Source organism: Ornithinicoccus sp. (assembly GCF_057176825.1).
Genome location: NZ_CM169976.1, coordinates 2,801,694 through 2,815,280, shown reverse-complemented (window position 1 = coordinate 2,815,280; position 13,587 = coordinate 2,801,694). Strand labels below are relative to the sequence as shown.

The window sequence follows — 13,587 nt, the reverse complement described above, 5'->3', positions numbered from 1 at the left end:
CCGGCCTACAGTGGACTCGTGCTCGTCGGGCGAGTGCGTGAGCAGCGGACCCTCGGAGCCCTGGCGGCCGGCGCCCGGGTGGGTCGGAGCGGCGTCCTGGTCCTCGTCGGGGAGGCGGGTGGCGGCAAGACCGCGCTGTTGGACCACGTCGCGCAGACCGTCCGGGACATGCAGGTATGCCGGGTGCTGGGCTCTGAGGCCGAGCGCGACCTCGGATTCGGCGGGCTGAGCCAACTGCTCGGTCCGTGGACCGAGCACCTCGCCACCCTCCCCGCACCCCAGGCACGGGCACTCGGGATCGCCCTCAACCTCCGGTCCGGCCGCTCGGTGGACCGGTTGGCCGTCGGGGCGGCCACCCTCGGTCTGCTCAGCCAGCGGGCCGAGGCCGCGCCGCTCGCGGTGCTGGTCGACGATGCCCATCTGCTGGACCATTCCTCGGCGGAGGCCCTCAGCTTCGCGGCGCGCCGGCTCCTGGCCGATCGGGTGCTGTTCCTGGCAGCGGTGCGGGCCGGGGAGGACAGCCCCCTGCTCCGGGTCGGTCTGCCCACGTGGGAGCTCTCCGGACTGGATGTCTCGGAGGCCCGAGCGTTGCTCACCGGGCTCGCCGGCCGGAGGGTGACCGTCGGACGGGCCCGGCAGATGGTGCAGGCCACCGGCGGCAACCCGCTGGCGCTGCGCGAGCTGGGGGCGCGTCCTGAGGGTCTGGAGTCCCTCGGACCCGACGACCCGATTGCCGTGCGCACTGCCCTGGCCAGGGCCTTCCTCGCCCGGACTGAACGGCTCGGCGAGGACGCGCGGGAGGCCCTTCTGGTCGCCGCCTGCGCGGCGGGTGACCGGCTCGTGGTGGCGGCCGCCTGCCGCCGCCTCGGCGTCGATGTCGATGGCCTTACCGAGGCCGCGGATGAGGGGCTGCTGCGTGGCGGGAGCGGCACGGTGGAGTTCACGCACCCGCTGGTGCGGGCCGCCGTCATCGGGGCGGCCGACCCCGGGCGAATGCGGGCCGTGCAGGCCGCGCTGGCCCTCGCCACACCGCCCGAGGATCCGGACCGACGCGCCTGGCACCAGGCCGCCGCATCCGTCGGTCCCGACCCTGCGGTGGCGCAGGCACTGGATGTGGTGGCCCGACGGGCGCGGGAACGGTCCGCCCACGATGTCGCCGCGACTGCACTGGAGCGGGCGGCCCAACTGTCCTCGCCGGCCGGGGAGCGGGGTCCCCGGTGGGTGGATGCGGCCGAGTGCGCGTGGCTCGCGGGTCAGGGGGAACGTGCCCTGGGACTCCTGGCGCAGGCGGGCGCCCTGGGTGACGCTGCGCTGATCGCCCGGGCGGGTCACCTCCACGGCACCATCTGCGCGCGGACCGGGTCGCTCGCTGTGGCGGCGCAGGTCCACCAGGAAGCGGCTCACGCGGTCGCCCAGCGACTACCGGACGCGGCCGTGGAGTTGTGGGCGGACGCGGTCAACGTCGCGTTCTATCGCGCCGACACCCAGGTGCTGCGGAAGGCGGTGGTCGAGCTCGAGCGACTCGAGCCACTGGTGCACACCACCCGGTCCCGGGTCGTCGGCGACCTGGCCGTCGGGATGGCGCGCACGCTCACCGGTCAGGGCGGCGCCGACCGGATCAGGAGATCGGTCGAGCTCCTGGCTGCGGGGGACACGCTGCGGTCGGACCCGTTGCGGGCCGAGTGGCTCGTGCTGGGTCCCCTCTACCTCCGGGAGGAGGGGCGATACCGGCAGCTGGTCCATCAGGCGCTCGCGGGGACCCGGGACGCAGCGGCGGTGGGTGAGCTGGCGCACCTGCTCTTCCTGGTCGCCCTGGATGATGCCGCCACGGACCATTGGCCCCGGGCAGACGCTGAGTACCAGGAGAGCATCGAGTTGGCCCGGGAGACCGGCCAGACCACCGACCTGGCCCTGGCGTTGGCCGGTCTCGCCTGGTTGGAGGCCCGGATCGGGCGGGGGCCGGCCTGCCGTGACCACGCCGCAGAGGCCGTGCGGTGGTGCGGCGAGAAGGACATCGTGATCGGCAGGGTCTGGGCGGACCTGGCACTCGCGGAGCTGGAGCTCGGGGCCGGACGACCCGCCGAGGCGTTGCCCCACCTTGATCGGCTCGAGGCCGTGCTGCGCGAGAGCGGCCTGCAGGACATGGACCTGCATCCCGGGTCGGAGCGCGCAGAGGCGCTCGTCCGGCTCGGGCGGATCCCGGAGGCCCGGATCGCAGCGGAGGACTATCACCGCCTCAGCGCGGCCAAGGGGCAGGCGTGGGCGCTGGCGCGGGCCGAACGCGTGCTGGCGATGGTGTCCCCCGACGAGGAGGCCGACCCGCACTTCGTGGAGGCGGCCCGCCTGCACGCGGGGACCCCCGATCGGTTCGAGGCGGCCCGGACCGCCCTGGCACACGGTGCCTCTCTGCGCCGTCGTCGGCGGCGTCGGGATGCGCGGCCCCTCCTTCGGGCAGCGTTGTGGACGTTCGAGGAACTGGGCGCCCTGCAGCGTGCCGAGCAGGCGGCCGCCGAGCTGGACGCGACGGGGGAGACGGTGCAGCGCCGGGGTGCGAGCCGGCTGACCGTGCTCACCGCGCGGGAGCGGCAGATCGCCGAGCTGCTCGGCGACGGGCAGACCACGCGGCAGGCAGCGGCAGCCCTCTTCCTGAGCCCGAAGACCGTGGAGTATCACCTCCGCCACGTCTACACGAAGTTGGGTGTGCGCTCGCGCGCTGAGCTGGCCGAGGCCTTGGCCTCAGAGCAGCTCGGCCAGTAGCGCGGCCGCGCGGGCGGCCCCGTCGGTGTCGACGGGACGGTAGTCGACCGTGCGGTCCAGCTCCGAGAGCACCTCCGCGGCGAGGGCGTCCGGCTCCGTCAGCTCCTCGTAGGGCAGGTGGTGGCCCGCCCTGTGACGTTCCAGCCGGTGTCGGACGTGGAACTGCTGCTCGAAGTGGTTGCGCAGCGGGACATAGAGGAACGGTCGCTGTGCGGCGGTGAGCTCCATGCACGTGGTGAGGCCGCCCTGCACGACGGCGAGGTCAGCCGCGACGAGGTGCCGGTGCAGGTCCGGGAGGTAGCCGCGGACGGTGACTCCGCGGCGCCGGGGCAGGGAACGCGGGTCGATGCGGGGCCCCGCCACCACCAGGAAGCGCAGATCCGGGGCACTCCTGCGCACCAGCGGGACCGCGTCCAGCACCCGTCCCAGGAGCGGTCTGCCCACCGCGGTCCCGCCCACGGTGACGACGCAGACCCGCTCCTGTTCCGGCATACCGAGGGTGTGCCGGAGCTCCTGTCGCCCGGGCAGCGCGGCGGGCTGGAAGCCGGTGACGTATCCGGCGAAGGCGAAGTTCTCCCCGACCCAGTCGCGGATCATCGGCAGTCCGTCGCCGAACGATGCGGGCACGACGTCCTCGGCCGACCCGACGAAGATCGAGCGGTCCCGGACCCGGGCGAAGCGCGCCCGCTGCTCGATCATTTCGGCGTTGTAGTCGGCGGTCAGCTCGGCCTCGGCGGGTCCGCCCTCGGGCATCGGCAGCCAGCCGACGAAGTCGGTCAACCAGGCGAACGCGAACCGCTTGAGCTCGGGGTTCTCGTGCAGGAAGTGGTCGACCTCCCAGGACTCGTCGCCGACCACCAGGTCATACGGGGTCTGCTCCACCACGTCGCGGAACACCATGAAGTTGTGCGCGAGAATCGCATCCATCCTCCTGATCGCCTGGAAGGCATGCAGATCGTGCTCGCCGCACTCGTGCTCGACATGGGCGGACTCACTGGAGAGCCAGTCCGAAGCGGGGTGGACCCGTTCCCCGTGCGCCTCCAGTACCCGGGTGACGGGGTGTTGCGCCAACCAGTCGATCTGTAGGTCGGGCACGAGGGCGCGTAGCTCCCGGGCGATGGCCACATCCCGGGCCGCGTGGCCGAGCCCGATCGGCGAGGACATCAGGAGCACCCTGCGCGGACGAGCCGGCGCGAAGGTCCACGTCACGGGGACGGCGGGCGCCTCGAGCGGTCCCGGCAGCGAGAGGGCGAAGTCGCGGATCAGGTGGTTGATCCGGACCGGGGCGCGGGCCATGAGGCCGTGCCCGCCGCCCTCGACGAGCACCAGGGAGCCGCGGGTCAGCTCGGCGAGCCGACGACCGATCGCCTCGGTCCGGATGCGGTCGGCGGTGCCGTGGACCACCTGCACCGGGCAACGGACCCGGGCGCAGGCCTCCTCGATCGGCTGGCACACCACGCCGTCGCAGCCGAGCCGGCCCGCGGTGGCATCGGCGAGCACCTGGGGATCGGTCGCCTCCGACCAGCGCATCGCGTCCTCGAACTGCTTGGTGGAGTGCGGTTCGGAGAACATCCGGCGGAAGAAGAACTCACGGAAGGCGGTGAAGTCGCCCTCGGTCCAGTAGTAGCGGTTGTACTTCGCCCAGCCCTCCGTGGTCTCGAGCCGCTCGTCGAAGGCGTGGGTCTCCCGTGCTGGCTGGGAGACCTGCAGCCCGCACGAGGGGGAGAGGGCGAAGATGCCCTCGACCCGGTCGGGGTGATCCGCGGCGACGTGGACGGCCCACGAGACGCCGCAGGAGAGCGCCACGAGGACTGCCCGGGTGGTGCCTGTCGCCTCGAGCACGGCAAGGACGTCGTCGGCGCACTCCTGGTTGCTGTAGGCCGCCGCCCCCTGGGGGCGTCCGGATGCGCCCGTGCCACGACCGTCAAAGGTCACCACCCGGAAGTGCCGGGACAGGTAGCCGACCTGCGCCTTCCAGAACCGGGAGTCGAAGATCTGCCAGGTCGGCATCAGGAGGAGGGTCCGCGCGCCATCGCCGTACACCCGCCAGGCGAGGGGTACTCCCTCGCGGTGGGTGACGCCGACGGCCCGCGGTGCCACGGCCGTATCCGCGACGGACTGGTCCACGGCCATGGCGGCGCCCTCAGGCCTTCACTTCGAAGACGTTGTTGAACGGGGTGTTGGCCACCGTGCGGAACCGGGTGAACCCGGCCGCGGCCGTCACGTCCCGGATCCGGGCCGGGCCGGCCTGGGTGCCGAGCGCGGTGCCCACGTCCTGCGCCAGCGAGGCGGGGGTGCACAGCAGCGTGGAGAAGGCGTAGTAGGCGCGACCGACCGGGTTGAAGTTGTCCTCGGGTCGGTCGCCGGCGATCGGTTCGACGATCATCCAGGTGCCGTCCTCGGCGAGGATCTCCTTGACCTGTCGGGCTGCCCCGACCGGGTCGCCCATGTCGTGCAGGCAGTCGAACATGGTGACCAGGTCGTAGCCCGAGCCGGGCTGTTGCGTGCTGTCGGCGACCTGGAAAGTCACCCGGTCGGCGAGTCCGGAGGCTGCGGCCCGCTGGCGCGCCACCTCGATCGACTCCGCGTGGTAGTCGGTGCCCAGGACCGTGCTCTGGGGGAAGGCCTGCCCCAGGAGCACCGCCGACGCCCCGTGCCCACAGCCGATATCGGCCACCCGGGCGCCGCGTTCGAGCTTGGGCACGACACCGTCGAGGGCGGGCAGCCAGTCGGCCACCAGGTGCGTCAGGTAGCCGGGCCGGAAGAACCGTTCACACCCGACGTGCACGTCGGCGTTGTGCTCGTGCCAGCCATACCCGTCGCCGGTCCGGGCAGCCGCGAGGATGTGGGTGGTGTCCCGGACCGTGCCGTGGGCGATCTGGAACAGGCCCTGCAGGTAGGCAGGGCTCGTCTCGTCGGTGAGGGCGACCGCGTGCTCGGGCGAGATGCTGAAGAGCCCCGTCTCGGCGTCGTAGTCGAGGTAGGCGCCGGCCGCCTGCGCGTGCAGCCACTCGCGGGCGTAGTGCTCGTCGGTCGAGGTGAGCCGGGCCAGGTCGGGCGGCGAGAGCGGGCCGTGGTCGGCGATGGCCCGGTAGTAGCCGAGCTGGTCACCCATCACGACCAGGGCGGCGTTCAGGGCGGCGCCGACCTCGTCGACGGCTCGAAAGACGAACGACATCAACGCCTCGCTGTTGATCTCGGCAGCCCCGGACGGGGCGGTAGTGGTGCTCATGGGGTAGTCCTCTGCAACGACTGTGGACGGCGAATCGGTGCTCCGCCAGTCCCGGATCCGCCAAGGTTCGGTCCGGGTCGCGGCTCATCGCATCCGGTGCCCCACCTAGTCCTGGACGCACCCGCAGGCTCAGCCGTCCCGCATGTCCGACACCGTGGTGAAGGTGTAGCCCTGGGCCCGCAACGTGCTCACGATCGTGGGCAGGGCGTCCAGGGTGCGGTAGCCACCGAGGTGGGCGAGCACGATGGTGCCGTCCGGGGGCAGGGGCTTGGTCACCCGGTCGATGATCTGCTGGGTGGTGGTCTCCGTCGACCAGTCGACCGTGTCGCGGTTCCACAGGATGGTCTTGGTGTAGTCCACCTGCGCCGCGGTGTTGCGGACGAAGGCGTTGTGCGATCCGTAGGGCGGGCGCCAGTAGGGCGTCACCGTCATCCCTCCGGAGCGCAGCTCGATGGTGAACTCGGCGCCGGTCAGTTCGTCGCGGATGAACTGGGCGGTCATCGTCCGCTGGCAGGGGGCGGTGGTCGGGCTGCCGCCACCACCGTTGACCAGGTCGCAGTGGTGCACCGTGTGGTTGCCGACCTCGAAGAGGTGGGGGTGCTGCCCGATCAGCTCCAACACCTGCCGGCCCTGGGCGGTGTCGGCCATGGTGCCGGTCGGGAAGAAGGTCGTGCAGACCTGGTGGTCGATCAGGTACCGCACGATGTCCATCGCCGGATCCAACCGACCGCCGATGTCGAGCGTGAACGCCAGCTGTTTGGTGGCGCTGGGCACCCTGTCGATGATCTGCTGCGAGCCCGGTGCGGGCCGGGCGCCGGCCGAGCAGACGCCGAGGACGCCCTGCACCTTGCGGGCGATCTCGGCGTGGATCACCGTGGGTCCCCCGAGGAGGGAGGCCCGTGCAGGGGTGAGGCGCTGCAACTCGGCGGTCGTCCCGCCCGGGAGGCTGGTGCCGGCCGCTAGCAGCAGCGGCCCGCGGGTGGTGCGGGTCGCCGGTCCCGCGGCGAGCGCGTCCGGCCAGTCCGTCCCCGTGGCGAAGAGCACGCCCGGCCGGTCCGGGCCGAAGATCCGTCGCGAGATCGCGAGCGCCGTCTGGTAGCGGTCGCTGCCGGACACCCGCTCCGTGGTCGCGATGGTGCCCAGCTCGGTGGCCACGGCCTGCGACACCGAGCCCGTGCCGCCGAGCAGCATGATCCGGTCGGGTGCCAGCCGGAGCAGCTCCGCCCGGGTCGCCGGGTCCAGGCTGGTCCGCGGCGTCAGCAGCATCGGGGCGTCCTGCACGCCGGCGGCGGCGCCGCCGGCCAGGGCGTCGGGGAACGCCTCCCCGGTCGCGACGTAGGCGACGGAGGCCCCGGACGGGAACGCGTGCGCCGAGAGGGCGGCGGCGGTGCCGTAGCGGGTCGCGCCGGAGATGCGGGGCGCGCCACCGGGCGCGAGGGCCGCCAACTGGCTGCGCACCGCGGAGGAGATGGCCGACGGCCCGCCCGCCACCAGGATGACCTGGGGCTTCACCCGCTGCAGCTCTGCCTTCGTCGCAGCGGGGAGGGAGTTCGGGCGGGTGAACAGGACCGGCCCGCCGAGCCGGTCACCGACCGGCCCCGCGGCCAGCCCGTCGGGATAGTTGGCGCCGGTCACCACCACGGCCATGGGCACGCCGGGGGAGAAGAACTCGCGGCTGACGGCCGCGGCCGTGGCGTAGCGGTCCGCACCGGCCAGCCGCTGCAGCCGGAACGCCAGGTCGCCCTGTGGTTGGGCGGTGTCGGCCCAGGCGCTGGCGCTGGCGCCGACTCCGACGCCGCCCAGCAGGCCGGGGCCCAGGGCGAGGAGTAACAGGCCGAACAGCAGGCCGCGCACGGTGTGCCGCGCGGTGCCGGAACGACCAGGACGGGGGGAGGGGCGCGGTGCGCTCATCGGGACCTCCGGGGGTGCCGTGGGGCACGTCGTTGTGCCCTTCGGTCAGTATGACGCCGCAGGTGACGCGACGGTTGGCTGCGCTACGGCCCCGCGTCCCAGGTGCCCGTGCGCCGTCGGTCAGTGGCACCGGTCACGGTCCCCGCCCCGTGGTCCAGTTCGAGTGCCCCGACCGACCCGAAGAGGCTCCAGGACCGCGGGGCCGGGCTGACGGCATACCCCTGAGCGGTGAGGTCGGCGCTCACGGTGCCCGGCAGGTCCTCCACGCGCAGGACGTCGCCGTCGAGGTGGAACCGGGGAGCGTCCACCGCGTCCTGGAGTGACTCGTTCAGGAGTAGGGTGCGGGCCAGGACGGTCCCCTGAATGGTGGGGATGCGCTGTCCCCCCGGCGTTCCCACCACCAGGAACGGGCGCTCCTCCTCGTCGAGTACCACGACCGGCGCCATGTAGCTCACCGTGCGACGCCCCGGCTCCGGCTCGTTGGTGTCTCCGTCGCCGATGCCGAACCGGATCAGGTGGTCGTTGAGGAAGAAGCCTCCCACCGCCTGCCCGGACCCCCAGAAGCTCGTGATGGTGTTGGTCATCGAGACCGCCGTGCCCTCCGCGTCCACCACGCTGAGGTGGGTGGTGTTGCCCTCCGCCGGTCGCGCGCCGGGCCGGTCGTCAGGGGTCGGCACCCGCCCGTATGTCGTGGAGCCGGCGGCGAGGGTGGCGTTCGCCTCGGGGTCGGTGAGCTCGGTCAGCGGCACGTCGACGAAGCGCGGGTCGCCGAACACGGTCTCGAGGGAGTGGTGGGCTACCTGCCAGGCGCCGGTCATCCGGTGGATGTAGTCGGCTGATCCTGGCTCGGTGTCGCCGACTCCGGCCGCTTCCGCGACCTGGAGCAGTTGGATCACGGCGGCGCCGGACAGTGCCGGGGCGGCCGCGAGGACCTCGTGGTCCCCGACGGTCCCGCGGGCGGGCTCCCGCACGTCGACCTGGTAGCCGGCCAACGACGTGGTGTCGAGGCCCTCGACCTCGGAGAGTTCCTCGGCCAGCGGTCCGCGGTAGAACCCGTCTGCGCCCTGGTCAGCGATGTCGCTGAGGGTGGCGGCGAGCTCGGGCTGGACCAGCGTGTCGCCCTCGGCGAGGGGTCCGCCGTCCGGGCGGTGGAAGGCCGCTTGTTGTGCGGTGGCGGCCTATCCCCGCCGGCGACCGGAGCTCCTGCGCGAGGAACCAGCTGACCTCGACGCCGCCCTCGGCCAGATCGACCGCAGGCGCCAGGACGTCCTCCCACGGCAGCACCCCGTGGCGCTTGTGCAGCAGGGCCATCCCGGCGACGAACCCCGGCACGCCCGTGCCGGTGTCGGGGACCACGCCGTCCTCGGCGACCACCTCCCGGTAGTCGTAGGACAACGGCTCGTCCTGCATCCCCGGGGCGCTGCTGCCGGGCAGTGCCGCGATGACTGCCGCGCCGCCCCCTCCAGGCCCGGAGCTGAGGGGCTCGGCGACCGCCATGGCGAAGGCCCCGGCCACAGCAGCGTCCACGGCGTTGCCCCCGTCGGCCAGCACCCGCATCCCGGCATCGACCGCCGCAGGGTGGCCGGCGCTGATCCCGTAGCCGCCGAACGCCGGCTCGGGGCTGGCTGGCGGGATCGTCCCGGTGGCGGTCGCGTCGTCGGTGTCGGTCGCGTCGTCGGTGTCGGTCGCGTCGTCGGTGCCTGTTGTCGCGGCCGGGCCAGGGCGGGTCGTCGTGCTCCCGGCGGAGGTGTCGCCAGTCGGACCCGGGGGAGTGTCGCCCTGACATCCCGCGAGGAGCAGGGCCGCAATGCTGCCCGCCACGCAGCCCCTGATGGCGGTGGTCAGCGGGCGTGCCTGGCCACGCGCGTGGTGAGTGCGGCCCGGGCAGTTGGGTGGTGTCACTGGATCCTCCCCTCCGTTCCAGGGTCTACCCTGCCGGCGTCGACGGCAAGGGTCAGGGGAGGCGGGCGCCCTTCATCAGGGCAGATGAATAGACGTTGGTGATCTGGACGCCGTCCAGCCACTCGGTCAGGCGGACTGCCTCGGCATCCAGCGCCTTCCTTCCCTCCGCCCCTGGGTCCTCGCCCTGCTGGAGGATCACCTGCGCGACACCGTCAGGGTCCTGCACCCAGCAGCCCACGATGCGTCCGTCCCACCAGGCTGTCGTCCCGCCGTTGCCGTTGGTGTCGAAGAGGAACGGGACGTGCTCCGGGGCGAGATAGAAGGCGCGCCCCTTCCAGCCCATGGTGGTCGGATCAAGCGTCGGCAGGAGCGCGGCCCACGGGCCGGGAGACTCGATCGGCTCGACATCGTCCGGCATGACCCAGCCCCTGGCACCACCGTCCAGGGTGACTTCGACCGCCCCGACAGCGGCCAGCGCCGCCCGCACGGCGGTCTTGGTCGACCCCAGCCACCACTGGACGTCTTCCACGGTGCCCGGCCCGAAGGTGACCAACCAGCGGCGGACCAGCTCGGCATACCCCTCGTCTGTCGTCAGGGCCTGGGGCTGGGTCCCCAGCCAGGAGCTCATGCCGGTCCACGAGGGGCGACCGAGCCGCCAGTGCCCGACGTTCGGGCCACGGACCAGGTGTCCCTCGGCGCCGAGCATGGTCAGGACCCGGGGGCTGATCTGGAACGTGCCGCCGTACTTCTTGTCGGTGTCGACGGTGATGGCGCCGCGGAGCTCGGGAAGCTCCTCCCGCAACTGTCGCGCGGGCAGGGCGTCGCCGTCGGCGAGTCGCTCCCGCACGGCGCGGGATGCCGTCTCCAGCCAGGCATGTCCGTCCTCGGCGAGGCCGTGCTTCTCGACGTCCCTGACGATGAGTCGTCGCTGCTCCGCCGCGACCCGGGCGGAGGCGCTGCCCAGCGCCGCGGGGAGAAGGTCACGTGGGAAGACGAACAGGGTGCGGCGCATCGCCAGTTGCTTGACCAGCGTGCGGTCCTCATAGAGGGCCCGGTCGACGTCCTCCGGCGTCGTCCCGTCCACCCTCGCCTGGATCGCCAGGTGCACCGTCGACGCCTCGGTCGCGTGCAGGACCGTCATCGCCCGCGTGGCCGCCACCGCGTCGGGGAGCCGGTGGGCGGGGTGCAGGCCGTGGCGACGGGCCATGCGGTGGCGTCGCTCGGCGTCGTCGATGTGTCGCATTCGGCCCATGATGTCGTGCTCGTCTGTCGGGGGTGGGATTTGGTGGAGTTTGTTTGTGGACAGGCTTGCGAAGTTGTGTACGAGTGTTCTACGATAGGGGGGTATCGGAGAGGTCGCACTGATTGGTTTCGTACGGGGATTGCGGGGCCGGGGTTGGTGGGGTCTGGGAGTCGGTGGAGAGGGGGTGTTGTCGTGGATCGGTCATCCGGGGGTGCGGGGCGGGAGTTGTTTGAGCCGGAGTGGCGTGTCCGGTTGGATCGGTCGTTTGCCCGGGTTGCTGTGGAGGAGGTTTTGCCGCGGTTGGTGGGGTTGCGGGTCGGCGAGGGCCTGGTCGAGCCGTTGATGGTGGGCCTGCTGGAGTCGGTGGAGTCGGTGGGGGGTATGCCGTGTCGTGCGGATGTCCATCGGGGGTGGGTGCCGGCGGGTGCCCGGTTGGTGTTGCTGCCCGAAGACGAGGGCGGGCCCGAGGGCGAGTCTGACGCCGTGGGGGGCGAGGGGCGCGAGGGCGAGGGGCGCGAGGGCGAGGGGCGCGAGGGCGAGGGGCGTGACCCTGTTCGTGTTGAGGGGCGGGTGGGTCGTTTGGTGGCGGCGTTGACTGAGTGTGAGTTTCCTGAGGCGGTGGTGGGCCAGTTGGTCGCGTTGGTGCCGGTGTTGGCCTCGGGCGCGGCGGGGGAGTGCCCGGCCGGGGGCCTGCCGGGTTCACCGGCCGAGGGTCGGGGTTGTCCGGTCGAGGGTGGGGGGACGTTGGCCGGTGGTGGGGGGTGGGGTGGGGCTTCGGGTCGTGCGCGGGCTAGTGATGGGGAGTTGGTGGCGGCGGTGGAGGCGTCGGTGGTGTTGTCGCGGTGGTCGGAGGCGTTGTTGGCGGGGGTGTTGCGTGATTTGGCGGCGGCGACGGGGCAGGAGTTGTTGGGTCGTGCTGGGGTGGCGGGGCCGCAGGAGTTGTCGAAGACGGCGCGGGGTCGGTGGCGGGCGAAGGTGAAGTCGGTGTTGGCGCATGAGGTGCAGTTGGTGACGGGGTGGGGGATTCAGGATTGTCATGACCGGGTCGGGTTCGCGACGGGGCCGGGGTTGGCTACGGGGGTGGTGTGGGAGGCGTGGGCGGGTGGGGAGGTGCAGTGGAATCAGGTGCGGGCGTGGTGGTCGGCGTGTCGGCATATGCCGGTGGAGGTTGCGGCGCAGGTGGCTTCGGAGACGTTTGGGCCGGGTTCGGCTCGTGCTCGTTCGGCTCGTGATGGTGGGGTGGATCCGGGTTCGATGGCGCGGGAGGGGTGGGGGGAGACCAAGGACACGTTGGCTCGGTTGGTGGCGGCGTTGTTGGGGGAAGATCCGGCGGCGGCGCGGGCGGGTCGTGCGGCGGCGTTGGCTCGTCGTGATGCCCGGGTCGTGTTGGAGGATGATGGGACGGGGTGTTTGACGATCACGGGGGGTACTGCTGCGGTCGTGGCCGCGATCAACCGGATCGATCGTGCTGCTCGGGCGTTGCGGGCTGCTGGTGATGAGCGGACCCTGTCCCAGTTGCGGGCTGATCTGGCGTTGTCCCTGCTGATCCATGGCACTACCAACACCACAGGACGTGCGACTGCCCCGGCAGGCACCGGCACGACAGACAGCGAGGGCACGACAGGCAGCCAGAACACGATGGGCAACGCCGGTCAGGCGGGCAGCGAGAACCCGACAGGCAGCCAGAACACGACGGGCAGCGACGACCAGACGGCAGCGGAGTGCCAGTCAGCAGACGACGACACGACGGGCAGCGACGAGCGCGCGGGCAGCGCCGGTCAGAGGGGCAGTGGGGGCAGTGCGCCCTGGTTCGTGCCCGAGGGTGCTGTTGCCGAGCCGGGGTGGGCCGGTCACGACACCGGTGCTAATGACACCGACCCTGACACCGGTGCTGATGACACCGACCTCGGTGACACGAATGCTGATGGCGCCGGTGCTGGTGGCACCGGCGCTGAGGAAGCTCGCGGCACGGGGCGTGGGGCGATGGGGGCTGAGGTTCCCGGGGGCCCTGAGGGGCCTGGTGTTGGTGGTGATCTGTTTGGTGGGGTGGATGAGGAGACGGCGCGGGTGTTGTCGGGGGATCCGCGGGTCAGTCTTGAGGTGATCGTGCCGTTGGATGTGTTGCTGAGTCCGGAGTCCTCCGGGGTCGGGATGATCCCGGGCCATGGGTACTTGTCGGGCGAGGAGGTGCGTGAGTTGGCGGTCCGGGCTGGTGGGGTGTTGCGCCGGTTGGTGACGGACCCGGTGGATGGGCATGTGATCGAACGGTCTGCCACGACGTACCGTCCGGATGCGCAGATCAGGGCGTTTGTGCAGGCTGCGGATCGGCGGTGTCGGGCGCCGGGGTGTCGGCGTCCTGCGCAGGAGTGCGATTTTGATCATGTGCGTGGCGCATAGTGAGGGTGGGCAGACCAGTTGTCGGAACGGGATGTGCTTGCACCGGTCGCATCACTCGTTGAAGACTGCGCAGGTTTGGTCGGCGCAGATCGATGAGGCGCGTCGGGTGAGGTGGACCACGTTGCTCTTCGGGTGTTACACGACT

Annotated in this window: 8 protein-coding genes; 2 read left to right on the top strand and 6 right to left on the bottom strand. The window is 72.0% G+C overall.

The genetic code is table 11. The annotated features are described in order from the left end of the window. Nucleotides 1–18 precede the first annotated feature (18 nt). The gene (locus tag AC1QRC_RS14025; protein WP_484203896.1) at nucleotides 19–2,757 is read left to right on the top strand and encodes a helix-turn-helix transcriptional regulator; all 2,739 of its coding nucleotides are present in this window, start codon (nucleotides 19–21) and stop codon (nucleotides 2,755–2,757) included. Here the strand turns inward: AC1QRC_RS14025 and AC1QRC_RS14020 are convergent. The 6 genes from AC1QRC_RS14020 to AC1QRC_RS13995 all read right to left on the bottom strand — a co-directional run bounded on the left by AC1QRC_RS14020 (nucleotide 2,737) and on the right by AC1QRC_RS13995 (nucleotide 11,045). Then, entirely contained in the window at nucleotides 2,737–4,890 is a 2,154-nt protein-coding gene (locus AC1QRC_RS14020) for an alpha/beta fold hydrolase (protein ID WP_484203895.1), read from the bottom strand. The two genes, AC1QRC_RS14025 and AC1QRC_RS14020, sit on opposite strands and share 21 nt — an antisense overlap. Nucleotides 4,891–4,900: 10 nt before the next feature. Continuing rightward, nucleotides 4,901–5,989: a class I SAM-dependent methyltransferase gene (locus tag AC1QRC_RS14015; protein ID WP_484203894.1), complete on the bottom strand. Its 1,089-nt coding sequence runs from the start codon at nucleotides 5,987–5,989 to the stop codon at nucleotides 4,901–4,903. Between the two features lie 129 nt (nucleotides 5,990–6,118). Further along, complete coding sequence (locus AC1QRC_RS14010) at nucleotides 6,119–7,900, bottom strand: cell wall-binding repeat-containing protein (RefSeq protein WP_484203893.1); 1,782 nt, start codon at nucleotides 7,898–7,900, stop codon at nucleotides 6,119–6,121. An 83-nt stretch (nucleotides 7,901–7,983) separates the two neighbouring features. Further along, nucleotides 7,984–9,012: a gamma-glutamyltransferase gene (locus tag AC1QRC_RS14005; RefSeq protein WP_484206652.1), complete on the bottom strand. Its 1,029-nt coding sequence runs from the start codon at nucleotides 9,010–9,012 to the stop codon at nucleotides 7,984–7,986. Beyond that, nucleotides 8,969–9,721 carry a gamma-glutamyltransferase gene (locus AC1QRC_RS14000; RefSeq protein WP_484203892.1) on the bottom strand — a complete coding sequence of 251 codons (753 nt, stop codon included), beginning with the start codon at nucleotides 9,719–9,721 and terminating at the stop codon, nucleotides 8,969–8,971. The genes AC1QRC_RS14005 and AC1QRC_RS14000 overlap by 44 nt, the downstream gene beginning before the upstream one ends. A 133-nt stretch (nucleotides 9,722–9,854) precedes the next feature. Continuing rightward, the gene (locus AC1QRC_RS13995; protein WP_484203891.1) at nucleotides 9,855–11,045 is read right to left on the bottom strand and encodes a winged helix DNA-binding domain-containing protein; all 1,191 of its coding nucleotides are present in this window, start codon (nucleotides 11,043–11,045) and stop codon (nucleotides 9,855–9,857) included. An 807-nt stretch (nucleotides 11,046–11,852) separates the two neighbouring features. On the opposite strand from AC1QRC_RS13995, the gene AC1QRC_RS13990 reads away from it, so the two are divergent. Further along, nucleotides 11,853–13,442 carry a hypothetical protein gene (locus AC1QRC_RS13990; RefSeq protein WP_484203890.1) on the top strand — a complete coding sequence of 530 codons (1,590 nt, stop codon included), beginning with the start codon at nucleotides 11,853–11,855 and terminating at the stop codon, nucleotides 13,440–13,442. The last annotated feature ends 145 nt before the right edge of the window (nucleotides 13,443–13,587 follow it).